This window comes from Stenotrophomonas sp. YJH_SMC_16, from assembly GCF_059367875.1.
On record NZ_JCAFRH010000003.1, the window covers coordinates 239296 to 263690 of the forward strand.

The following is a 24395-nucleotide window of genomic DNA, read 5'->3' on the forward strand; positions in this document are numbered from 1 at the left end:
ATTCCTACCGCCCCTCTTGCTGCCGGTGCTTGTCCACGCCATGCTGCACCACAGGCTCGGCCTACCAGCCGCAATAGGCGCAATGCGTGAAGCCATTTCGAACAATTGAGCGCCGTCGGGCAGCCATTGAGGCTATAGCAATCACCGCAGTCGCCTTCGCGGTGATGATTGCGGCGGCGCAAGCGATGCTCTACTCAGAAGACAATGCGTCCTCAGAGCGGATAGTTCAGGCGGTGCTGAGCCGATCCGAAGCCATTACCCGCGCACGCCATTTGGCGACAGAAGAAGCCAAGCGACTGCAAGGGGCGCCCTGCTCCGAGAAGGACTTGGAGGGACTCAAAACGATCACCTTCCACTCCAGCTTCATCACAGACTTGGGACGCATTCACGATCTCGAGCTGCAGTGTTCTGGCCTCTGGGGCATCCTCCCCGCGCAATCTCTGCCGCCCCCCACCTTTGAGCAAGGAAACTCACGCGTATGGCTGAGTAGAGATTTGGGAGGAACGCCCTATGAGGCGACCACTATTATCGCCCGAGGCAACACATTCAGTGTATCCGCAACGTCGGCGTTCGATGGGCTGGACCCAGAAGGCACCAGCACTATCGCTATCAACATTTCCTCTAATCACCGCGTCTACGCAATCCGCCAATTCGGACCGATTGAAAGTGATGCACCCCGCCTTTCCTTCGTTGAAAACCGGCAGTGCAGCACGCTTAACAATGCTTGCGTGGTGGTAAAGACACCTCGCCGGTCGATCTGGCATCTATCTCCTTGGATTCTTTTGCTGGCGATTTGCGCGGCCGCGTTCGGCGGCCCCTTGGCAGCCCATGTTCTAGCCCGGAGGCGCAGAGCACAGCATGGATCGATTCAAGCACGCTTAGCCCAAGCCATCGAGCAAGAAGAGCTTCAACTGGTATACCAGCCGCTTCGACAGATCAAAAATAGGCACGAACTGGTTGGATTCGAAACCCTTTGTAGATGGTATCCACCAGGCGAGGAGGAAATCCCTCCGTCTATTTTTGTCCCCATAGCAAGGCAGTTTGGTCTAACTCCACTGATCTTCTGTCACGTGATCACTAGGGCGCTGCGGGAGCTGGGCCCCTCCTTGCGCGCCCATCCCCACATCTATCTGAGCGTAAACGCGGAGCCGATCGACCTATCCCAGGAATACTTGGTGCGCCACCTCGATGGACTGGTAAAGGTCGCAGGCATCCTGCCATCGCAGATCCGAATCGAAGTAACCGAGCGGGAAGGCCTGTGTGAGGCCGCGAGGGCAAGCATGAGCATCCTGGAGAAACTCGGCTACAGCTTCCTGATCGATGATTTTGGGACGGGCAGTGCCAATTTCTCCCACTTGGCCGCATCCCCCTTCCAGGGCATCAAAATTGACCGGGTGTTTGTTGCCGCGATTACTGAAGACTCCCCTCTGCGCCCTGTACTACCGGGGATATATCAGATCGCACGGCACTTGGACATGGACGTGATCATAGAAGGAATAGAGACAGCCGAGCAATTGGCCCTTCTACGCAAGTCAGCGCCCGACGCTGTAGGACAGGGATGGTACTTTGGCTATCCACTCCCTCTCGCCGAAGCACTTTTCCTTCTCCAGCGGACCGCTCCAGCAACTTAGAGTTTTCTAAAGCTCTCCTTGGTGCGCGGCAGACAGCGATAAAGGCTAAGCGAGACATATCTCTATGAATCACCTTGTGCCATTGAAAATCCTCGCAGAGGTTCAGGGTTCCAAGGGCTAAGCCCTCGGCGCACGCATCCGCCAGGATGCCTAAGTGCGCTCTTCGCCTTTTTGATCCGCGCTAGATTTCAAGGAAAAACACATATCGGCCCAACTTCGAAAATGCCGAACAGTCAAACACTTGACGGACCCCAGATCCTTGCTTGACTGGTGGCACCCACTAAGGAGACCACCATGAATTCGACGAACCACTACCGCGATCAAATCCAACGCGCCACGAGCCGCTTGGCGCAGCTACAGGCCAGGGAACTGCTTGCTCTCCAGCGGCAAGAAGCCAAAGAAAAGGAAACAAAGCGGCGCAATGACGCGCGGCGAAGGCGTCAGGTGGCAGAGTTGGTCTTCTTGGCCGGCGCTCAAAACCTTCCTGACGATGAGATCGTGATCGCCCTGCGGAGGCACAGGGACCACCTGACCGGAGAGCAGCTTTCTTCACGCCACTGAACCTGGTCCGCCAGCAGATGGCGAGTCGCTTGGGATCGCCTTCCGGCTTAATGGAGTCCCCCCGCCGGGGCCGGATTGCAATGGCTTCCCCTTGATCCCAGCGGGCACAGCTCCTCTAAAGTCAGCCGAGCTACAATGCCCAGAAGGAAGCGCCAAAGGCAGGGGGCCACGTGGCGAGAAGGAAGCAAACGGCGGGCGGCTGGATTGTCGCAATTCTGGTCGCCATCGCATTGGTGCCCAAAGAGGTCTGGATTGGCTTGGGAATCCTCGCCACGGTGATGGTGGTCGTGTGGCTTGGGGCCCAATGGCAGGCCTCACGTCCGAAACGGCCACAGCATCAAGTTAAAGCGCCGGAAACACCCGAGCCCACCCTAGCCGAGTTGATCGCAACAGCCCGCAGCCCCTCTGCTCGACCTCAATCCAGCTCTAGGCCTAGCGTCCCCACCCAAGAGCTGGATAAGACCGACTCGCGCGTCCGTACGGCCCCGTCCGGCGCCGAACCCTCACATCAGGTGACGCAGCCTTCCAAGGGCGTGCAGGGGCCGCCGGCGGAACTAGCTGCGGCCTCCCTCCGAGCATCTCAACCGGGTCACATCGATTGGCTAAAGCATGACGGTACTCATCCCTACTGCGGAAACCTAGAAGAGGCCAAAGCGGCGATCAGCCTGCGCAATGCCACCGGGTCCGCCGCGCCGGCACTGACACCTGTGGCCTCAGGCTCTCCCTCAACCCCACAACACCCACCACTCACAGTGGACGTAACGGAGCGCGCGCGCCCAGGAATTCTGGCTGCGGCCAAGCTCGCCGTGACCGAGCGGCTGGCTCGAATGCATACCGGCGATGAGGATTGCCCCGTCATTTCCCCTGCCGTAGTTGCCCCGATGGCTGAATTGGAACCTGTCCACTCAACGCGGGCCACCACGGTGACCGACGGCCTCCCCGCTCCTGGTTCCGTGGCTGCCATCCCGCCTCCTCTTCCGCTGCCGCCAGTGCCCCCGCCCGTCGCCTACTCGCCAAGCCACGAGGAACTTCACCGGGTCACCATGAGTGCCGAGGTGCCGGCCAAGCAGTACGCGGTGCCCCGGCCGCCCGCAGGCTGGGACAAAACCCGCTGGCTCGGCGCCCAGGACGAGATCGAGATCGCGGGCATCGTTATCCGGGGCGGCCTGTTCTACACAGGTCCGCGGCTGACCACCGCTGGCACGCGTGAGAACGAGCCCAGCTTGGTCAATGGCGTTCTTGCCGTTGGACGATACGGGGATTACCGGTCCACGACGCGCTACTGGGGAGGCTACGCAGACTTTGAACCGGCGGAACGGCACGCCTATCTGAAGTGGCTCGCTTCGGACCGTACCGACCCTGGCTGCGCAATCCAGTATGTTCGATTGTTCCTGTTTGGATTGGAGCGTCGCATCTTGCTGGATTCGGTGAACGATCCGGATTCCAAGCAAGACTGGCCCGCTATCGAGGCGATGCTTCGCCGTTTGTCGTCTGCTTATGCTGCCGTGCTTCCGAACGTCCAGGGTCATGTCAACAGCCTGCTCGACTGGATGGCTCTGACCGAAGCAGGCGAGCAGCTTTACAACGCGCCGCTTCCCGCGTTCGAACGAACTTACGAACTGCCTTTCTACATCCGCTTGGCCCTGGGGCAATGCTCCTTGGATCGAGTCCCCGTGCCCGCCGCGCTGGCCACGGCGTGGGTGCGCCTCAATCCAGAGATCCCGCTGCGAACCGCCGCAACGCGTTGCGCGGAAGAGTTCGATCGCCTTTTCGCTCTGCGGTATCAAGAGACGTTCGGCCCTGGAATGGTGCTGCCAAAAAACCGCACCAAGCTTAAGTTCACCCGGCGCCCCTTTAACCGGGCCCTGGACCGAACTGACGCCGGCACCAGGACTTTCGGTGACATTCCCGATGTCACCGCATTGCGAGCGCCCCTAAAGGCGCTGCAGGAACTTGTTTCTCAGTGCACGGAGGACCTCGGAGCCTTCAGCCGGCTCGTGGGCAAGAACCCTGAGGCCCGCCAATCCATTGAGGGCACCTTGCTGCTTCCGTCAGAGATCTGGCCGCTGGCCACGCGGACCGCATTGGCCGAAGTCGCTTCGGATGTTCAAACCGCCAATTTGTCGATCAAGCTGACCGACCTATTGGAAAGGCTTGGGGCAGTCGGAACCACCTTGGGCAAGGACAAAATTCGGGAACTCGCACGAGCACTGGAGCAGTCCAAGGTCGGCATGGAACCCAATGTGCTCGAAGGCGCGCGGGTGCCTGGCGAGAACGACCCGATCGTTCTCTTCCCCCTGCTTCCCGACCAAACCCATCGAACCGACGCTCAGGCCTATCAAACGGCCCAGTTGACCCTGCAACTCGCCTCGACGGTCGCTAAGTCTGATGGCACGTTCAGCGCCCACGAAGTTGAGCACCTTTCAGGCGAAATCGAAAGCTGGACGCATCTGAGCGAGGGTGACCGACGGCGTCTGCGCGCGCACCTTGATCTCTTGGCGATGGCACCGCTTTCCTTGCCTACGTTGCGCAAGAAGCTGGATCCGCTCAGCGGGGACATAAAGGACGCCATCGCCGGGTCCATGGCCACGCTGGCCCAAGTCGACGGAATGGTCTCCCCAGAGGAGGTCCGGTTCTTGGAGCGCGTCTACAAAGCGTTGGGCGTGGATCCCGCTCGTGTGTTCAGCGACGTCCATGCCCCACGCCCGTCCAAAGCCCCCAGCGCATTGCCCAAGGCTGCGTCTGGCGCATTCCAGCTCGATCCCGACCGGATCGCTGCTCTTCAGCGGGACACAGCCCAAGTCTCCGCGTTGCTCGCCAACATTTTCACCGACGAGGAAGCGACTCCCCCTGATCACGCGCCGACGGAAGCGGTGGGTGCCGAGGTGAAGAGTGCTGGTCAGTTGCTAGGGCTTGACCAGGCACACAGCGCGCTGCTGCGCCTCATGCTGTCGCGCCCGGTTTGGACTCGTGCCGAACTGGAAGATGGCGCGGCAGACATGGAGCTGATGCTCGACGGCGCGCTTGAACAATTCAACGATGCGTCGTTCGACGCTTACGACATCCCATTCTCCGACGGCGACGACCCGTTGGAGATCAACCCCGAATTCATTGAGAAGATCGAGCAATGAGCAGCCCAATCCGTTCCAGGGACCGCGACGCGGTGATCCAGTCGCTGCGCGCCGGCGTCGTTCCACGCGCCGGTCAGCATTTGATCCAGGTCGGGCGCGCCCGTGAAGTGCAAACCCTGGTCAGTGACATCGATCGGCTCGCCGATGGCGGCTCGTCCTTCCGCCTGGTGGTGGGTGAGTACGGCGCAGGCAAGACCTTTTTCTTGAACCTCGTTCGCGCCATTGCAATGGAGCGGAAGCTCGTCGTGGCCAGCGCGGATCTGAATCCCGACAGGCGGTTGCATGCTTCAGGGGGGCAGGCCCGGTCGCTCTACGCGGAGCTCATGCGGAACTTGGCCACTCGGACCAAGCCCGATGGAGGCGCGCTGCCCGGGGTGGTCGAGAAGTTCATTTCGACCGCAGTGGCCGAGTCCAAGTCGCAAGGCGTATCCACCGAGCAGGTCATTCGCGCGAAGCTCGAGCAGCTGAGCGAACTGGTGAACGGCTATGACTTTGCCGACGTGATCGCCGCTTATTGGAGAGGGTTCGAGCAAGGCAACGAGCAGCTCAAGTCCGATGCCATTCGTTGGTTGCGTGGCGAATTTGCCACCCGGACGGATGCGCGTGCAGCGCTGGGCGTCCGAACCATCGTGGACGACGCATCGGTCTACGACCAGCTCAAGCTCATGGGCCGCTTTGTTCGGCTGGCGGGCTATAGCGGCCTGCTGGTGTGCCTGGACGAACTGGTCAACCTCTACAAGTTGGCCAACGCCCAGGCCCGGAATGCAAACTACGAGCAGCTCCTGCGCATGCTCAACGACTCCCTGCAGGGCACTGCGGTTGGCCTTGGTTTTGTTCTGGGCGGCACCCCGGATTTCCTGATGGATACCCGCCGCGGCGTCTACAGCTATGAAGCTCTTCAGAGCCGTCTGGCCCAGAATACCTTTGCCACCAACGGGCTGGTGGATTTCAGCGGCCCTGTCGTTCGACTGTCGAGCCTGACAGCCGAAGATTTCTACGTCCTGCTCACCAAGATTCGCCATGTCTACGCTGCCGGCGACGCCAGCAAGTATCTCTTGCCCGACGATGCCATTCACCAGTTCATGACCCATTGCGCCAATCGAATCGGCGATAGCTTCTTCCGCACCCCGCGCACAACGATCACCGCCTTTATCAACCTCTTGGCCGTCTTGGAGCAGAACCAGGGCGTGGACTGGCAGGACCTGATTGGATCGGTCGAGGTGGCAGCTGACCACGGGGGCGACGGCGAATTGGTCGTGCAAGAGGACGACGAGCTGGCATCGTTCAGGCTCTAACGATGACTGCCTCCAGCGCCTTCCAATCGCTGCACCCTCGAATCCAGCGCTACCTCTGGACCGAACAATGGGAGGCGCTGCGTGAGGTCCAGGAATTGGCGATCCCCCTCGTCCTGAGCGCCGACCGGGACGTGATCATCGCCGCCAGCACCGCCTCGGGAAAAACCGAGGCCGCTTTTCTTCCTGCGCTGACGCACCTCCTGAACACCGACGAGGAGGGCCTGATTGTCTACATCAGCCCTCTAAAGGCGCTCATCAACGACCAGTTTGAACGGCTGCAGCGGCTTTGCGAGGACCTTGAAGTCCCTGTGTGGCCTTGGCACGGGGACGTATCGGGCTCGACCAAGCAGCGATTCTTTAAGCACCCCCGTGGCGTGCTCCTGATCACACCGGAGTCCTTGGAGGCGATGCTCTGCAACCGCGGGACCTCCGTAGCCGCCGCGTTCTCCAAGCTCCTCTACGTTGTCGTGGACGAACTCCATGCGTTCATTGGGAGCGAGCGCGGAAAGCAGCTTCAATCGTTGATGCACCGGATTGACGTGCTATTACGGCGGCGGACTCCCCGCCTGGGCCTGTCGGCAACATTGGGGGATTTTTCGAGTGCCGGGGCCTTCCTACGCCCGGGTGTTGGGGCTGCCCCCGCGCTGGTCAACGCCTCATCAGCCGGAAATGATCTCCACCTGATCATCAAGGGCTACGAGCAACCCGCACCTGACGCCGGGTCCGACGAGAATCCCGCGGCTCCCGCTGCGGTGGCCGAGCACCTCTACCGGGTGCTTTCAGGGACGAACAACCTGATCTTCCCCAATAGCCGAAGGGAGGTTGAACGCTACACGCACCTCCTCAACCTGCTGAGCGAGCAGGACGGCCGGCCGAGAGAGTTCTGGCCACACCATGGGAGCCTGTCCAAGGAAATACGCTCGGACACAGAAGCGGCCCTGAAACAAAAGGGTCGTCCAGCGAGCGCAATTTGCACGAACACCCTGGAACTGGGCATCGATATCGGAGCGGTGAAGAGCATCGCGCAAATTGGCCCACCACCTTCCGTGGCTAGCCTTCGCCAACGCCTTGGTCGCTCCGGGCGCCGCCGTGGAGAGCCAGCGGTGTTGCGCGGCTACGTTATCGAGGACTCAATCGACGCTGAGTCGACGTTGAAGACAAGGCTTCGACTGGACACAGTTCAGTCCACTGCTTGCGTGCTGCTATTGCTGGAGAGGTGGTTTGAACCGCCTTCGGTCAACGGCCTACACCTTTCAACGCTCGTCCAGCAGTTGCTTTCTTCCATTGCCCAATACGGCGGGCTTAGGGCAGCTCAAGCGTATCAGCTGCTCTGCGCAGATCAAGGACCGTTCCACGGCCTGTCCCAAGACGCGTTCGCAGAGTTGCTTCGCCACCTCGGCCAAGAACAGGTGCTAATTCAGGATGGCTCCGGCTTGCTGCTCCACGGCCCGGTCGGCGACAAGTTGGTCAACCACTACACCTTCTACGCCGCTTTCAGCGTCGACGAAGAGTTCCGGATCGTGGCCGCCGGCAAGGCACTAGGCACGATCCCCGTTTCCCAACTGCTGACCGTCGGCCAGCGAATATTGTTTGGCGGCCGCACTTGGCTTGTCGAGCAGATCGACGACGCCCAAAAGACGATCTACGTGGCCGCAGCGAAGGGCGGCACCCCGCCTCTTTTCAATGGAACGGGCGGGCAGGTCCACACCCAGGTCCGTCAAAAGATGCGTGGGCTGTATCAGCAAGAGATCAAACCAGACTTCTTGGATCCCACTGCCTCTCGCTTCCTGCAGGAGGCGCAGAGCGCCTACCGTCAATTGAGCCTGGACGGGAAGGTTCTCCTCGACCAGGGCAGCGATGCCTTGCTGCTGACGTGGCTGGGAGACTCTTCGAATGAAGCCATCGCCTGCCTCCTAAACGCTCAGGGATTCACTTCTCAGGCCGGTAGGCTGGGCGTGGAAATCTCCAAGGGGGCTAGAAGTCTCGATGACGTGATCAAGGTGCTCGGGCGGGTGGCAAAGATACCATTGCCATCGCCAGAGACGCTTCTTCACTCTGCAAACAACTTGGTCACGCAGAAGTGGGACGGCCTCCTTCCTCCACGCCTTTTGCGACGCTCCTATGCATCGCTAAAGCTGGACCTGGAAGAGGCTACCGCTTGGCTCGCTCTCAGGTTCGGATAGTGTTCCAGTTCTAGCGAAGCTTCCGCATTGGCGCCTACTCGCCCCGCACGCGCCTTTCCGTTGTTAGGCCGGCACAGAGACTAGGTTGTGGAGTCATCTGATGACCTACGACTCGACCTTCTTGTCTCAAAGAATTTTTCGCCACGCTCAATCCGCGCTATCTGGCGCTGAATATACGAATCACCCTTGCGAATGCGAACAATCATACCTAACGGAAAGATCACGCAACCGTAGATCGCAAGAGCCCCAATGGTGACGATCACACCCAACCAATGAAGCCCGCCGGTCGCATAGGCCAATGGCGCAACCATCGCGGCAATTGCCAGGAAGCAGAAGCACCACAGAAGCTGGGTCAGCAAGAATTGCAGGAGGTTCGACCTGTCCGAAGCCAGGTGCTGAACCTTCCTCAGCTCGGCCCTGTTCATAGCAAGACCTAACTTCTCATTCCAAAAACCGGCCTTGGCATAGGCCCACTTCGCCAGTGACGAAACGATGCTCGAGATGACAACAACAGCGAGCCCCTGTGCCAGCCAGTTTTCCATAGTTTGTCTCATTCATAGAGTGTGGGTGGGCTATGGGCACCCGATGCTCCGGATCAGAGTTCGATCCGTGCATTGCTTCGCCAAAACTATGCCAGCCCCCAGCGTCCCTGTTCGCGGGCGCAAGGAGCCTTTAGCCTCGTTGAAAGTCGATGCCCATTTCTAACAGAGCGGCGGGTATCGGAGAAAATTTAGTCCCTACAAGGATGACCCTAGGAGCCGGACGCTGAAAGGCGGCGTCTCCTCTAGGGCTTCTCAGCGTAATGCCACGGCCATCGCTGCACTTCCGTAGCCGTTCGTCGGCACGTATCAGTCCCATCCACGAAGACCCAGACGGCCCTTTCGTCCCGCTCGCCACGAGCTTAAGTTCTGGCGCGTCTCTACCTGGTACCGGGCTCGGAGATCACACACCAACAGACTAGCGTCCGCACTCGCGCATTTTTTTGTCGCATCAGTAGTGTGCACCGTCTCAGCGGCGCTGAGTGCCCTCTCCCAGCCCTCGGCGATCACAAGAAGGCGCGGACCGCCTAATGGGATCCTTTGCACGGAGAGATCGCCGCGCAACCCTGATCAGCTCGGCTATCCAGTTCGACGAACCCGGCCGCAGTGATAAAAGCCGACGCCACAGCGGCGTCGGCCATTTGCCACATTTCAGCCCTATTGCTTTCTTGCCCTAAGAACAGCTCCGGTTTAAGTCATTTTCCGGGCTTATGCTTGTGAGGCTTCAAGCCCGGAGTATTCCCTGGGGTATCCTTGTTATCTCGTCGACGCTTATCCGGCTCTCCGGTGGACGGAGCTATTGGCTTCGGGCCAGGCTTAATCGACATAACTTGACTCCTTCATTAAGAGGGAACAGCCACACAAAGCTGCAACATCGCACCACAACTGTCAATACACCCTAACGAGATAAAATAACTCATTCGAGATCGCCGTTGTCTGCCCTTCCCTATTCTGCCCAGGGAGACCCGACAGCCTCAGTTCTGTTTCGCAAGTGAGATGAGATGGCGCAGCGCACGCGCCCGATCCTGCCACGTATCCACGTTCCACGATGGATGGTAGACCCACGTCATCAGGGCAGACCCTCCCGTGTAGTCCAGCGACCAGACTTCCCGAGATTCAATGTAGCGTCGCTTGCCCGCCCCTCGATTCACCTGTTGGGCGATGAAGGGCTCCAAGCCCGGTCGCGGTTCGCCGTGACTAAAGAACCGCCAAGCGGTGCGACCGAGCACCAGCACCACATCCGGCCGAAGCGCCGGCAGAATGTCTCGAACCAATACGTCCCCGCCGTCGCGCAGCGCCTGATTTCGCGGCCGGTGATTTGCCTGGGAACCTGCGAACGCCTGGGAGAGGTTCAGGAATGCCACGCGTCTCCAAGTCTCGGCGGCGTCTTGGAGTCGGAAGTCCTGCCGCCCGGTGAGGATCAGATCGAGCGCCTTGAAGAAGGGTCCGTCACGGCCGTTCCGAACCGGCAAGGCCATCTCTCGGAAATGGTCTTGAGTGAAAGGACGGGTCACTTCCAGCGAATCGCTCGCCCCCTCCGTCCGATAGTGCGACTCGCCAAGCAACAGCACCCGCCGCCCCTCCGTCCCACCCCAGTAGAGGTCACCCCAATACGGGATGAAACGGACTTCATTGGGCCATTGATGGCCCTCCAGATCCGTTTCAGGTGGGATGGCAGACTTCTGCACAGCTTGATTTTCCCTGGTCATAACCACTCCTCCAACAATGCACTCCGAATAGACCCGAACAGGACAACACTGGCAGCTGAAGCGACTCAGTGGCCGCCCCGTGCCATCCTTTGCCCGCGCTTCGCTGGCTTCTTACCTGGCGGCAGTTTCTTCACCTTAACTTTGTCTTGATCGACGGAGATCTTGGCAAGCATGACCTCTCCAAAGCCACGCTCGAGGATGCGCGTACATACAGACTTGAGCACAACCTTGGCGAAAAATGGCAGATGCAGTCCTGGCGCTTCAGACTGGCTTATTACACCGAACACCACCTTGTAATCTGTGACGTCACGCGGGACGTCAAACGGAAGGTCAAGCGCATGAGCCGGATCGATCTTCTCGTTGGCGAGTTGCACGAAGCTCTTGTCTGACTTAAGCAACTCGGCTGACACCAACCCCTGATTGAACAGGTGCCCGAGCACGCTGGAGCTACCGTAGTGCTTTATGTGCAAGAGAGTCTTAGCCCCATAGACATCGCAGAACTCAACCTTGTCGTGCACCCCGCCCACGTTGAGAAGCTTCCGGTCCATCAAACACCAGGCCCCATTGCCCTCGTCCACAAGGGCCTGGTTGTAAGCCGCCTCATCGTCGTGGTTGTAGATCGGCAGCTCTAAAGGGAACTTGGCGATGTTCGCATAGAATTCTTCGATGCTTGCGGCAAAATCATCATGGACCTCAAACCAGTTCCCTGCGGAAAGCACGTAAGATTTCCCACCATCCTCCAGCTCACAGTGGATGCAGCGGTAGACTTGCCAGTCCTCTACGGTCCATTGCTCCTCATCCACTGCGAATGCCTGCCGGCATCGCAAGAACTCAATGTCCGGCTCTGCATCCGGATATGCTTGTACCAGGCCAGGCAGGTGGAGATCCGAGGACATGCCTTCGTTCTTCTTGCGGGTGAACTTGAAGCCTGCGATGCGGGCCCAGTCCACCACATCCGGAATAGCAAGCCAACAACCCTCTACCCGCCCACCTTGCTGCCAAGCGATCTTTAGCTTCTCCACCAGCAGGGCATCTAGCTCTACTGCACGTTGACCCTTGGGCCTCAGCTGGCGAACCTGATCAACCCAAGGAAACTTCTCCTTGTAGTCGGTGGAAGAGTAGGCCCGAAGATAGCGGCGCAGCTGCCTCCTCAGCTCCGGGATATCCGCTTTGCTGGTGAAGTTGAGGGCATCCGATCCCGACAACCGGCGCCCCATCTCAGGCGCATCGGGATAGCCCACGATGCCCCGAATAAGGTCGCGCTCGATATCGATGCCGAATTCCAACGCAGCAGATGCCTGACTGGTTTGCACACGGCTGTTTTGGTCATCCACGAAGGCACGCTTATCCACACTACGTAGAGCATCCTGCCGCACGGAGTTCAGTGTTACGAGCAGCCCAAACCGCTCTTCAAAAGCCTCGGGCTTTAGTAGATGCCTTCCTTGGCCAAACGTAACGGCGAAAAGACGCTTGTCCACAGGGACGATGAGGACGGCTGCGGAGGACTGGACATGTCCAAGCTTCTTCTTGTCCACAAAGGGCGTGAACAAGGGAGACCACTTCGGCTCCCGTGGTGCTGTCGGCTTCACGAACAGAGTCCCGTAGTGGGACGCACCATCTACTACGGGAATGCCAGGAACTTGGACGGCGATCGCGTCGTAGTCCGTCTTTATGTCCTCACGCAGCAAGTAGACCGTGTAATTGTTCATACCCCTCCCTTGGACAAACAATTCAGCTGTGGTGCTACTACCCCGGCTGGGCGCCCCATGCCACTGATTCCTCAGAGCAGCCCATTCGCCCGCCGGAACGCCTAAGACGCATTGCATACAAATCTTCGTACCTGAGATCTTTGCAAGCAATCTAGACCCGATTGCCGCGTCTAGTTCATGCCACTCCCGCCCGACCGGGGCTTCTCATTTTGCAGAGGCGCACCTTGCGAATCGATCACGATCACCTCACCCAGCCCCATGGCACGCACGGGTGCCTCGATACTGGACAAGTCCCCCACCACGACCCACGTCAACCTGCCGGCATCCAGCGCGGCAGCAGCGGCCCGGACCTCGTTGAGATCGAGTTGTCGGAGAGCGCTGCTGCGCTGTGTGGTCCAATCGTCTGGCCGGTCGAACCGCACGATGTCTGCGATCTCCGAAGCGACGGCCTCCCGTGTCTCGAAACTGCCCGCCAGACGCCGCACCTGGCTGTCCCGGAAGCGTGCAACCTCGTCCTGCCTGGCAGGCGCCGGTCCGGACGCGTACTCCGCAATCTCGCGCTGAATCTCCGCCATGGCCTCCGCCACGCGGTCGGACTGCACCGGCGCCACCACGCGCCAGGGTCGCGCTATCGGGGCATTGGCCGCACTGGAGATCACCCCGTAGGACCAGCCCTTGGCCTCTCGCAGATTCATGTTGAGGCGCGCGCTTGGCGATCCCCCCAGGACGGAATTGGCGACCTCGAAGGCCAACGTCTGGGGGTCTGAACTCGGCGCGACCAGCTGCCCGGCCACCAGGGTGGCCTGCAGAGCGCCAGGGCTGTCGACCAGAAACACCCGTGGCCTGGCCTGCGCGGGCAGGCGGTCGTCGATGCGCACCTCAGGGATCCCACCCGACCCGCGCCAGTCGCCCAGATGCCTCTCAAGGACCGGGATCAGCTCCTGGAGCGTCGTATCCCCGACCACGACAATCGTGCCCCGCTCCGGCCGGATCCAGGCGCGGTGGAACTCCACGAGGTCATCGCGGCGCAAAGCCTCAACGGAGGCCACGGTGCCCGGTGCATTGAAGGCCTGGGCGTACGGATGATCGAGCCCGTACAGCAGCGCAGGAAACAGGCTCGTGGCCAAGCGCTGTGGGTTAGCCGCCTCCTCCCGAAGCGCACTCACCTTGGCGGCACGCATGCGCTCCATTGCTGCCTGCTCAAAACGCGGTCGGCGCAGCATGTCCGCGTACAGCGCAACCGAATCGTCAAGCGTGTCCCTGAGACCGACCAGGGTCACCGCGCCGCTGCCCACGTCGACACTGGAACCCAGCTCCGCCCCCAGCGATTCAGCGCGCGCCGCGAACGCCAGGGCATCGTGATCCCCTGCCCCCTCCGCCAGCATGCTGAACGCCATGTCTGCCAGACCCGCAGTTGCCGCGGGATCCACCGGGAACTGATACGACATGCGAACAAGCGGGACGTCCTCCCGTCGAGCCAGTATCACGTGGGTGCCGTTCGACAGCGCCGCCCGCTCGATCGCAGGGAATCTCAACTCCGGATAGCTTTCAGGAAACGGCGGCCCTGCACTGCGATCCATACCCGGTGCTGCAGCGCGATGGGTTTTGCTTGGGCCTTGCGCCTGGGACACCGCGTCAACCGGCTCGGCCTCCTCAGCGAACGCAGCACGGGCGCCCGGAATGACCGTCAAAACGTGATCCCCCTGCCCCAGCCAGCGTCGAGCGACGCGAACCAGCTGGTCGGGCGTGGCGGTTGCCACCACGTCGGCGGACCGCCGATAACAGCCTGCATCGCCTTCAAATACCTCACAGGCGGCGAGCACTTCTGCCTTGCCGTCCATCCCACCGTTACGCTCGATGCTCTTCACGAACTCGGCCCGCATCGCGGTCCGCGCACGTTGCACCTCATCGAGGGTGGGGCCTTCCTTCAGCAGACGCTGAAGCTCCACCTCGATGGCGGTTTCCACGGCCGACGGGTCGACACCGTCGCGCACGTTGGCGACGATCATGAAGCGCGATCCGAGCTGCCCCCCTGCCTCTGCCGTGACGTCAGTGGCAAGTTGATCGGAGTGCACTAGGCGCTTGCCCAGCCGGGAGGCATTGCCTCCTCCCAGAATGTGAGCCAACACCCGCAGTTGATCAAAGTCCGGCGTCCCACGAGCTGCGATGTTCCATGTGCGGTGAACGCGCGCTTGAGGGACCTGATCGGACAACGTTTCCCGGGTGGTAGACGCCCGCTTGGCGACGTCCACGGGATACCTTGTTACGTCGGGCGCCGCTGGGATATGCCCGAAATAGGACTCGACCTTCTTCTTGGCCTCTTCAACGCCGACATCGCCTGACAGCACCAGCACCGCGTTGTTTGGGCCATACCAGGTCCGGAACCAATCCTGGACGTCGGCAAGCGTGGCCGCCTGCAGATCGCGTGCGGATCCGAAAGTCGAATGATGGTACGGGTGCCCCGGCGGGTAGCTTGACCGGGAGAGCTGCTCCCATACGAGCCCGTAAGGCACGCCACGCCGCTGCAGCTTCTCGTTCTCGACAATGCCCCGTTCGGTGTCCAGCGCCTTCTGGTCGATGGCACCCAGCAGATGCCCCATCCGATCGGACTCCATCCAGAGCGCCAGGTCCAGCGCCGTGGATGGAACCACCTGCATGTAGTTGGTGCGCTCCGGCGTAACCGTGGCATTGACGTCGGTGGCGCCGACGCGTTGCAGCGGGCCGTAGTAGGCGTCGCGGTAATGCTCGGTGCCGCGGAACATCAAATGCTCGAAGAGGTGCGCAAAACCCGTGCGACCGGCAGGCTCATCACCGGATCCGACCTGATACCACAGGTGAACTGCCACGATGGGGGCCTTCCGGTCGGTGTGCACGATGACACGCAGCCCATTGGGAAGCGTGAAGCGCTCGAAGGGGATGTCCGCCTCGTGCGGAGCTGCAGCCGAGGCGTGCGACGCCGCCGCCGGGTTGCGCGCCGCTACTGGCACGCTGAAAGCGCCCACTGCTAGCGCCGTCCAAAGCAGACTCTTCGCACCACCTACGAAAGCGCCCATGCGTCCATCCCCCGCCAAGTAGCTGCCCACCAGCAAGCCCCTGCGACACCATGTTGGCCCACCGGAGTTGTTTGGGGCTCCCAAGATCCATTTTAGAAAAGCAGGCCTCACCCCTGCCTCTCCGCGCGCAGTGCCCCAACTGCGGGTTCGATCTTAACGCCCAAACTGCTCGCAGTGCTTGGAGACCATCGCTTGATACTCCGCCATGGGCGTCAGGCCCATTTGAGCACGACGCTGCTCAAGCTTCTCAGGCGCCTCGACCGCGCGGGGCTCCCAACGCCCCTTGTCCACACAACGCCCCTGCGTTCCGTAGCGCTGGGGGTCGTGGGTGCGGTCCCATAGGTAGGCGTAATTGGACGCTTTGACCTGCCCCGTCGCTACCAAGGTCTCCATGGCTTCCGCAACAGAGCGCTGGAACGCCGGATCCTTGTCGGCATGCTGGGCCAGCAGCCAGGCCGCGTCCGCCCCGTCCTGGCCCACCTGCGCCACGGTCGGCCAGCCATGGGCCGCAACGATCGCCTTCAGCCGAGCGGTGTGCACCGCATCGACGGCACTGAGCACCCTCTCCTCGCCCTCGGTGGTCAGCGGGAGGTCCCGCACCGCCTGATCGGCATCCTTCATCCGCAGAAGCTCACCGCGCAGCTCGGGGTCAGTGGGCGTCCCACCGCTGGCAGCCAGGGGCGCGAAGAGGATCGCAATCCCTAACAATGGACCGAGTCGTTGCGCCACAGCTCCACCTCCCAAGTGATTTCTCAGCCATCAACTGACCGCGCCGTTTAACAGCCGTACAGAACTAAACTAGCATCCCAGAGGGAGTTGTTAGCTTGTAGAAATTAAACAGTACAAAAATGACTGCGAAAATCGTGAAGCTCACCCACCGCAACCCTTTGATTCAAAAGAGGTGCGACCGCCACCATGCGCAGTAACACATTTGCGACTTAAGGCCTTACAACCACCACCTCAGGAATGGCCTGAGGCAAAAACGGAAGACGTCATTTTCTATTGACGATTTTGCAGCCTGTTTTATTCGTACTTCCATCGAAACGATGGAAGCCAGAAATGCCCCGCGAGACACTTCTACCCTCCCTACAATCCTACGTCGACGACCCCAGCGACTCCTTGCAGATGACCGACATCCGTATCGGGAGGGTCCGTATCGGAAAGCTGGTCGTTACCGGCCGAGAGGCGGCAATCCACGCTCAAGACATCTTCAACACCGTCTGTGAGCGCACTAGGCGACCGCGCTCTACGAAGAACGGCACGCGCTACCCCGAGCCGCTACCTGTGGCGACACCAGGTCGTTTGCTTTCCGTGGAAATCGATGACTACGTCCGCAATCGCGGCGACTACAGCTGCCTCGCCAAAGAGACGGTCGAAGCAACCTCACGCACCCTGCGATTGCTATTGCTGACCTGCGGTGACATCCCCGTCTCGCGCATCGACCACGCCCATATCTACAGGCTTTGGGACTTGATTCGCTGGCTACCGGACCGGTTCCTATCCGACCCGGCATACCGGGGCTTCACTTACAACCAGGCAGTGGAGTGCGGCAAGCAACTCAACGTCACACCACCAGCCCCGGCCACTCTTGAGAAACACCGTCGATTTCTATCGACGTTCTTCAAGAAGCTCGAAAAATCCAAGGCCATCGTTGCGTCCCCTATGGTCGCATTCGACGAGATCAAGAAGGATTTGGTCGTGGATCCCGACAAGCCTGAACGCCTTTTTGATGACGCAGAACTCAAGCGCATCTTCAACCCTGGGACATATGTTCCATGGGCTAGCAAGTACCCCCACCGCTGGTGGCTTCCCATCCTCGGCCTCTGCACGGGGGCGCGCATCAACGAGATCGCCCAGCTCAAACTGGCGGATGTGGTGCAAGAGGCAGGCGTCTGGTGCATCCGGATCCAGAAGACCGTCGATCCCGACCTTGCGCATAAGACCCGCGATCGGAGCCGGCAGCGCCTGAAAGGAAAGTCAGCCATTCGAACCCTGCCCGTCCCCTCCCCCGTGCTCGAGGCGGGGTTCCTGGATTTTGTGGCCGATATCCGGGCATGCGGCCATCCCCGACTATTCCCCCACCTGACCGCCGGCGTGAACCGCAAGACGGGTGAATCGAACCAGCGTTACAGCCAGGCCGCGCTCAACCAGTTCAGCACCTACCTGAAGAGCCTAGGTTTCGGGAAGGGTATTGGGCTGCACGCGTTTCGGCACACCATCGCCACGGAGCTCCATCACAAGGGAATCCCCGACGAGGACATTGCCTTGCTGACGGGCCACAGCATCAGCAAGAGGGTGCCGGTGCTGCATGAGGCCTACTTCCACAAGAAGCCAGAGCTCGCGCGAAGGAAACAGATCGACCTTCTGGCCCGCTACACGCCACCGGTGGAATTGCCGGTCTACCAGAGGGGGCAATTTGCAAAGCAGCTTAGCGACCCGGGCAAGTTCTATCCTTGAAAGCTCCACTCCTCATTGCGCACCGGGGATTGCGTCAGGTTGACAATCGACAAGGAACTGCCATAACCACCACGATTCTTCCTGCGATCAAACCATGGCTCGCCACGAATGCACGTTCATCGACATCCAGCCGCATTTGGTGGCTGCACTCGTTCTCGGTGCCGATGCTATCCGGTTCACACCCACGCGTGACTGGAAAGAGGCTTGCGCCAATCTGGGCACCGAACTCACCCCGGCGCAACTGGAAGACCTAGTACGCTGGACTGCGACCTTCTTTAGTCAAACTGGCGATCTGTCCGCCGTTCATGAGTCAATCCTCGCCCATGGTGTTGGCATGCAACTGCGCCTCCAGACTGGCAAACCCATTCATTCGCCGTGGCAAACCATCCATGCTTACCGATCCACAACCCATGTTTACATCGCCAGCTTCAGATTAGAGGCCGCCGGGCCGCTTTTCCAAGTTGTTGCATCTGACGTCTATCGATGCGTCACACCAGAAGCGCTTACCCCCCCTCCCACGCTGAGCGAGGCTCAAACGGAGGACTTCATTGAACTTGAGAGCATCCGAATGAGCAACGACCTCGAGGCCATGAGGCGGGCGGTCGAACTTGTTAGCAGTGCACAATCAAATGAACGGTTCTTCGGACGGCAGCCTCGATCTTGAGAGGTATTTCAGCCAACAGAACAACCCTATTCTTTGGGCAGGACCCCTTGGCTTTTAAACGCCCTTCGCCCGCAATCCATCCCCATCCGCTTGCACGTTTGATAGAAGCGCCCTTCATCCCCGCAGAACGCTACAAGTCGCTCTTCCTCGTAGCACTCACCGGATTTGAGGAAGTGACTTCCAACAATCTTAGTGCCCCCTTCCGAGCGCTTCAAACTGCTCGCAAAGTTACTATATCCAGAATGGCTACTCACGAAGTAGAACACCACAATGTGCTGCATCGACGATAGGCTCTTTAGATACGCCCAAGTATCAAGGTCTGGCCAATGATGATGGACGACCTCTATGATGACGGCTGGATTGCGGACCGTCCGGTTCATCCTCTTGGAATCGAAGCCGACGATATCAGGCTGAATGAAGCGATCCGGCGCGATCAGAATCCGAGTACCAGGGTCGCGATGCCATACGTAATCGCTTGCGACATGTTCCTTCCAGACTTCAACGTCGGCACGTTTGTTGTTCGCACCCCAGGCTTTAGCGTAAATTTCCTTCGTAACATCTCGCCTACGCAGGCTGTCGTAAAGAATCGTGATCGCGTCGTTGTGCGCAGGATCAGCGCTGTCTCTGTTGAGGATCGTCCGTGGCTGCCCCGCCTTAAGCTTGAAATGCGCGCGGGTGGCTTTTCGTCCCGCCCTAGCCTCCCCCTTGGGAAAGATGACTAGCTCGTTTAGGTCGTCATCCCATAACGGCTGGGTCGCGCGCATGGCGTCTAGTTTTTCAGGGTTTTCGATGTCATCTGGACTGAACGACTCACCTGCGCTGTTCCAAGCTCGCTTCGTCTTGAGGCCCGCGGACTTCGACTCTTCATCATGTTCTTCCATGTCAATTGCAGCCCAGATCCTTTAGGGAAGTCCACACCACTATAGCGGATAGCATTTACACTGGCCGCAGCCTCAGTGGAAGCAGACACGCCTGCCCCCGCGCAGCGCTCGCGCCCTCAAGCCGTTGGTCGATTGCAACTGCAAGGAGAAGCCAATAATGCATGAGACCTGCTTCCACAAGAGGCCTGATTCGCCCGAAAGAAGCATCTCGACCTGCTGGTCCGCTACACGCCGCCCGTCCAGTTGCCAATCAACCACAGGCGGGCAGCTTCCAAAGCTGATGAGCGATTAGGCGAGGCAGCAACATACAAAAGCGAAGTAGCTCGTATGCTCGAGCTCTTCGGTGGAGAGGCCTGAGGATTTGCCTGTGGCCCGGTCAGGGATGCGACAACCGGGCCAGGGACCTGATTAGAGTCGCGTCGGTGGCGTAGGTCACATTGTGGAACTCATGCCACTGCCGGGGGCCCTACACGTTCATGTGCCCGCGCGAGCATCCAATTCCTTCACAATCTCATCCCACGAGCTGACATTGTCGAGGTGTGCGAAGGTGTAGCGAATCGGATGGAAGTAGATCTGCGAAGGAGACAGCATCGTCGAAGGGAAATGTGGTTGATTCGGCGCGTCCGGAAATCCCTGCGGTTCAAGGCAGAAGCCACGGCCCAGTTGAGGCTGACTGTGGTCGAGCGCCTGTCCCTCGTAGAACTGCATCGCCGGCATCGGGCTGGCTATCCGCATCGCCACCCCACTATGCGGCGAGTAGAGCTCTGCACTGCAATCGGCATCGTCATCCAGAACCAGGCAGTGGTCATAGCCGGACGAGGCGGTCACCTGCGCCTCGTCGGTACGCCGCAGCCGGACTTCCACTGCCTGACGGAAATCAAAAGCACCGCCGGTGACATCACGCACCTCCCCTGTGGGAATCAGCTCGGCATCCACCGGCAGGAAATGACTCGCCGGGACCCTTAGCCATTGCCTGTCGGCAGGGACTTGTGGGTCACCAGCCAAGTTGAAGTACGGATGGTGGGTGAGGTTCACCGGTGTCTCGGCATCGGTTCTCGCGTGATAGGTCAGCAGAAGTGCAGCACCGGAAAGCTCGAAGGTAGCGGTGACATCCAAGGCACCCGGATAGCCCCCCTCGCCAGCGGGTGAGGTAAGCGCAAGAACAAGGCGGTGCGGCGTCTGCTCAAGCACGGTCCAGAGCCGGCGGCCGAAACCATGCCGTCCACCATGCAGGTGATTGCGCCCTTCATTAGCGTCCAGCCGATGGCGCACACCCGCATGCTCGTATTGCGCGCAAGCAATGCGATTGCCGTAACGCCCCACCAGAATGCCGAGGTTATCGGTATCTGCCACGTATGCTGCCAGGTCGGGCAGGCCCAGCACGGCCTCTACCGGGCCGTTAGGAGTGTTCACCTGCAGGCTCCGCAGCACCCCACCGCGGGTCAGTATCTCAGCCCTCAGATACGCGTTCTTCAGGACAATGGCCTGCACGATGGTGCCATCGGATAGCTCACCAAACACTCGCTGCGTCACGTTCGTTGCCCCGTAATTCTTCAGTGCGGGGCAGCATAGTCAGCAGCGCCCACAACAACCATGGCAAATACTGCATGGGTCCTCATCGCGATGGCATGGCATCACCGAAAAATTCCGCACCGCAGCATTGCAATAGCCATATGGCAAAGCGGTGACAAATTATTAGTAGGTTATCAGTCGCTGTCCTATCCTCCCCTTCACTGCCAACTAGCAGTCGTCGTTACCGATGGCGCCTGGTGAGGGGCGCGGTTGAGAGCCATCGAACCGCCCCCACGTTCGATGCTCGGCTCCGCAGCGACCTTCATCCTGCCTGTCGGACCAGCGGCTGTATCACCGGTCGTGCCTGCAAGAGAAACTCTGGGAGGGGTTCAACGCGATGCATATCGTGAGCAAGAACGTGCGGCGTAAGCCGCTGGTCACCGGCGCTCTGCCAGCTGCATTGGCATTGGCCATCATTGGCAGCGCACAGGCGCAGCAGGCCAGCACCACGCAAGAAGGCGCTACCGAACTGGATACGGTACAGGTGCGCGGCGTGCGTAACAGCATCGCCAGCGCCATTTCGCTCAAGCAAAACAGTGCGCAAATCACGGATTCGATCGTTGCAGAAGACATCGGCAAGCTGCCGGACAACAGCGTGGCCGCCGCACTGCAGCGCGTCACGGGCGTGCAAGTGGCGCGGGGCGCCGGCGAGGTAGGCACTGTACTCGTGCGTGGTCTGCCCGACGTGGTGACCACAATCAATGGCCGCAACGTTTTCACTACCACTGGCCGCAGCATGGCCCTGGCCGATATCCCGGCCGACCTGTTGCAGCGCGTCGACGTGTACAAGACCAGCGGCGCGGAGAACATCGAAGGCGGAATCGGCGGCCTGATCGACGTGCGCCTGCGCCGCCCCTTCGATTTCGATCAGCCGTTCACCATCGCCGGCAGCGCGCGTGCCGTTTACAGCCGCAACTCCGAGCAGGCAGACCCGAACGCCAGCCTGACCATCAACAAACTGTGGGATGGCGAGCATGGCCGCTTCGGCATCATGGCCAGCGCCTCCTACCAGTCGCAGGACTATCAGGAAAGCAACACCTTCAACGGCATCTACAGCCTGAAGGATGACCCGACTGGTGGCGACCAGCAGGTCTACATTCCCGACACCATCGGCTCGATCTACACGCTCGGCGATCGCACGCGCAGCTCGGCCAACCTTACCTTCCAATGGGCGCCCAACGACTCGACCGAGCTGTACTTCGAGAACTTCTACACAAAGTACGACAACGACAGCCAGGTCAACTTCCTGATTCCGCTACCGACCCTGGTCAATATGGGCAACGTGGTGGAAATGGGCCTCAAGCCCGGCAGCCAGGTGGTGGAACACCTGGTTGCGCGTGACATGTTCACGCTGACCAGCAACCAGGCCTTTGCCAATTCGTCCGATACCTGGCAGAGCGCGATCGGAGGGCGCTGGCGCGGCGAGCGAATCACCCTCTCCAGCGATCTGGCCTATACCTACAGCAAGGCCGATAACCGCAGTTTCATCCTTGATACCGCGTTCAATGCCCCGCTGCTGGAGATGGACTTCGGCAACGGTGGGGCCAGCAACGCCCAGGCACGCACTGCCGATGGCCGGCCACTGGACGTCACCGATCCATCGAAGTACTGGTTGAACCAGTATTTCGATGCCTGGAGCCGCCAGGAAGGCAAGGACTGGTCCTGGAAGACCGACATGAACCTGCAGCTCGACGCCGGCCCGTTCACCGGCCTGGATGCCGGTGTGCGCGCCAGCCGCCGTGAGGCGCTGAACGTTGCGGCCGATACCGGCGGCATGGCCAACATCAGCGGCAGCACGGTGTTCGTCAACCAGCTCGCCGGGCTGGCCTCGACAACCCCGTCGAACTTCCTCAACGGCGAGCGTCGAACCTCCACGCCGCAGTGGATGGTTGCCGACCGCGGCTACCTGCTGCGCAACTCCGGGCTGGTCCGCAGCGCCATGGGGCAGAGTCCGGCCGCGCCGGCCGCCAACCCACTGCTGTACTTCAACGACCAGGAAGACAGCTACGCCGCCTACCTGCAGGGCCGCTACTCGATGCAGCTGTTCGGCCTGCCGCTGGATGGTGCGATCGGCGTGCGCGCGGCGCGCATGGAATCGGACCTGGCCGGCACCACCGTGCTCGATGGCACGTCCTCGCCTGTGAGCCTGTCCAAGCGCCGCGATGAAGTGCTGCCCAGCTTCAGCGCCAATCTCGGCCTGCGTGACAACCTGCTGCTGCGCGCCACCTATGGCAAGTCGATCACCCTGCCGGGCTTCGCAGCGCTCAACCCGCAGCTGTCGCTGTACCGGGCCACCGACACCGTGCCCGCCACCGGTACCGGCGGCAACCCGGACTTGGCACCGATCACCTCGGAGAACCTCGATGTCTCGCTGGAGTGGTACTTCCGGCCGGGCTCGATGCTGTCGGCCGCGGTGTTCAAGCGCAACATCGATGGCTACATCCAGACCTACGCCGACGACGAACTGATCAACGGCGTCGTCTACTCGGTAAGCCGACCGCGCAACACCGGGCGCGGCAGCCTTGAAGGCATCGAGCTGGCCTATACCCAGTTCTTCGACCAGTTGCCCGGCTGGCTGTCCGGCTTTGGCGTGCAACTCAACGCCACTTTCATCGACGCGCAGACTAGCTCGCCGACCGGCGAAAAGCAGGACCTGGTCAACGTCTCCGACCGCGCCTACAACGCCGTGCTGATGTACCAGCAGGGCGGGTTCTCCAGCCGCCTGGCCTGGAACAAGCGCAGCGAGTACGCGCTCAGCTATACCGCCAGTGGTGACCAGCCGCAGTCAATCTACGTGGCGCCCACCGACTATCTGGATCTGTCGATGAGCTATGACATCGATCCGTCGCTGACGGTTTCGCTGGAAGCCACCAATCTGCTGGGCAAGGTTACCCGCAACTACTTCGGCAGCGATCCGAACCTGTTCCCGCGCGACCTGATCATGGCCGAGCGCACGTTCTCGCTCGGCTTGCGCTTCCGCTTCTGATCTCCCCCGCTTGACTGCAACTGC

15 protein-coding genes are annotated in these 24395 nt (G+C 60.5%); 8 read left to right on the top strand and 7 right to left on the bottom strand.

Going from position 1 to position 24395, the window contains the following annotated elements; genetic code table 11:
* Nucleotides 1-86: 86 nt before the first annotated feature.
* From AC5P6E_RS08660 to AC5P6E_RS08680, 5 genes are all read left to right on the top strand, one after another.
* A complete protein-coding gene (locus AC5P6E_RS08660) occupies nucleotides 87-1631 on the top strand; it encodes an EAL domain-containing protein (protein WP_495230854.1) in 1545 nt (514 codons plus the stop codon).
* 294 nt (nucleotides 1632-1925) lie between these two features.
* Nucleotides 1926-2192, top strand: coding sequence for a hypothetical protein (locus tag AC5P6E_RS08665; protein WP_495230855.1), 267 nt, complete (start codon nucleotides 1926-1928; stop codon nucleotides 2190-2192).
* 1043 nt (nucleotides 2193-3235) lie between these two features.
* Nucleotides 3236-5323 carry a tellurite resistance TerB family protein gene (locus AC5P6E_RS08670; protein ID WP_495230856.1) on the top strand — a complete coding sequence of 696 codons (2088 nt, stop codon included), beginning with the start codon at nucleotides 3236-3238 and terminating at the stop codon, nucleotides 5321-5323.
* Nucleotides 5320-6618, top strand: a complete 1299-nt coding sequence (locus tag AC5P6E_RS08675) for an ATP-binding protein (RefSeq protein ID WP_346602128.1) — start codon at nucleotides 5320-5322, stop codon at nucleotides 6616-6618. Before AC5P6E_RS08670 ends, AC5P6E_RS08675 begins: the two co-directional genes overlap by 4 nt.
* A gap of 2 nt (nucleotides 6619-6620) precedes the next feature.
* Nucleotides 6621-8801, top strand: a complete 2181-nt coding sequence (locus AC5P6E_RS08680) for a DEAD/DEAH box helicase (RefSeq protein ID WP_495230857.1) — start codon at nucleotides 6621-6623, stop codon at nucleotides 8799-8801.
* An 80-nt stretch (nucleotides 8802-8881) separates the two neighbouring features.
* Here AC5P6E_RS08680 and AC5P6E_RS08685 read toward each other — a convergent pair whose 3' ends face one another.
* The 5 genes from AC5P6E_RS08685 to AC5P6E_RS08705 form a co-directional block, all read right to left on the bottom strand.
* A complete protein-coding gene (locus AC5P6E_RS08685; protein WP_308306558.1) occupies nucleotides 8882-9343 on the bottom strand; it encodes a hypothetical protein in 462 nt (153 codons plus the stop codon).
* Between the two features lie 971 nt (nucleotides 9344-10314).
* Nucleotides 10315-11049 (bottom strand): uracil-DNA glycosylase family protein, encoded by a 735-nt coding sequence (locus AC5P6E_RS08690; RefSeq protein ID WP_308306557.1) that lies wholly within the window; start codon nucleotides 11047-11049, stop codon nucleotides 10315-10317.
* 65 nt (nucleotides 11050-11114) lie between these two features.
* Entirely contained in the window at nucleotides 11115-12758 is a 1644-nt protein-coding gene (locus tag AC5P6E_RS08695) for a DUF6119 family protein (protein WP_495230858.1), read from the bottom strand.
* 170 nt (nucleotides 12759-12928) lie between these two features.
* On the bottom strand, nucleotides 12929-15760 hold the full coding sequence (locus AC5P6E_RS08700; protein ID WP_495230859.1) for a M16 family metallopeptidase: 2832 nt from the start codon (nucleotides 15758-15760) through the stop codon (nucleotides 12929-12931).
* A 204-nt stretch (nucleotides 15761-15964) separates the two neighbouring features.
* Nucleotides 15965-16540: a DUF6624 domain-containing protein gene (locus tag AC5P6E_RS08705; protein WP_169448810.1), complete on the bottom strand. Its 576-nt coding sequence runs from the start codon at nucleotides 16538-16540 to the stop codon at nucleotides 15965-15967.
* Nucleotides 16541-16870: 330 nt separating this feature from the next.
* Between AC5P6E_RS08705 and AC5P6E_RS08710 the strand changes: the two genes are divergently transcribed.
* Nucleotides 16871-18268 (top strand): site-specific integrase, encoded by a 1398-nt coding sequence (locus AC5P6E_RS08710; protein ID WP_495230860.1) that lies wholly within the window; start codon nucleotides 16871-16873, stop codon nucleotides 18266-18268.
* Between the two features lie 94 nt (nucleotides 18269-18362).
* Complete coding sequence (locus tag AC5P6E_RS08715; RefSeq protein ID WP_495230861.1) at nucleotides 18363-18932, top strand: hypothetical protein; 570 nt, start codon at nucleotides 18363-18365, stop codon at nucleotides 18930-18932.
* A gap of 26 nt (nucleotides 18933-18958) precedes the next feature.
* On the opposite strand, the gene AC5P6E_RS08720 is transcribed toward AC5P6E_RS08715, so the two are convergent.
* On the bottom strand, nucleotides 18959-19813 hold the full coding sequence (locus AC5P6E_RS08720; RefSeq protein WP_495230862.1) for a hypothetical protein: 855 nt from the start codon (nucleotides 19811-19813) through the stop codon (nucleotides 18959-18961).
* 474 nt (nucleotides 19814-20287) lie between these two features.
* The gene (locus AC5P6E_RS08725) at nucleotides 20288-21346 is read right to left on the bottom strand and encodes an aldose epimerase family protein (protein WP_495230863.1); all 1059 of its coding nucleotides are present in this window, start codon (nucleotides 21344-21346) and stop codon (nucleotides 20288-20290) included.
* Nucleotides 21347-21731: 385 nt separating this feature from the next.
* On the opposite strand from AC5P6E_RS08725, the gene AC5P6E_RS08730 reads away from it, so the two are divergent.
* Complete coding sequence (locus tag AC5P6E_RS08730; RefSeq protein ID WP_495230864.1) at nucleotides 21732-24371, top strand: TonB-dependent receptor; 2640 nt, start codon at nucleotides 21732-21734, stop codon at nucleotides 24369-24371.
* Nucleotides 24372-24395: the final 24 nt, after the last annotated feature.

Bases quoted from the DNA above. Each gene is read 5' to 3' on its own strand.
- AC5P6E_RS08665 (WP_495230855.1), top strand. From the start codon at position 1,926: ATGAATTCGACGAACCACTACCGCGATCAAATCCAACGCGCCACGAGC.
- AC5P6E_RS08670 (WP_495230856.1), top strand. From the start codon at position 3,236: ATGAGTGCCGAGGTGCCGGCCAAGCAGTACGCGGTGCCCCGGCCGCCC.
- AC5P6E_RS08675 (WP_346602128.1), top strand. From the start codon at position 5,320: ATGAGCAGCCCAATCCGTTCCAGGGACCGCGACGCGGTGATCCAGTCG.
- AC5P6E_RS08680 (WP_495230857.1), top strand. From the start codon at position 6,621: ATGACTGCCTCCAGCGCCTTCCAATCGCTGCACCCTCGAATCCAGCGC.
- AC5P6E_RS08685 (WP_308306558.1), bottom strand. From the start codon at position 9,343: ATGGAAAACTGGCTGGCACAGGGGCTCGCTGTTGTTGTCATCTCGAGC.
- AC5P6E_RS08690 (WP_308306557.1), bottom strand. From the start codon at position 11,049: ATGACCAGGGAAAATCAAGCTGTGCAGAAGTCTGCCATCCCACCTGAA.
- AC5P6E_RS08695 (WP_495230858.1), bottom strand. From the start codon at position 12,758: ATGAACAATTACACGGTCTACTTGCTGCGTGAGGACATAAAGACGGAC.
- AC5P6E_RS08710 (WP_495230860.1), top strand. From the start codon at position 16,871: ATGCCCCGCGAGACACTTCTACCCTCCCTACAATCCTACGTCGACGAC.
- AC5P6E_RS08715 (WP_495230861.1), top strand. From the start codon at position 18,363: ATGGCTCGCCACGAATGCACGTTCATCGACATCCAGCCGCATTTGGTG.
- AC5P6E_RS08720 (WP_495230862.1), bottom strand. From the start codon at position 19,813: ATGGAAGAACATGATGAAGAGTCGAAGTCCGCGGGCCTCAAGACGAAG.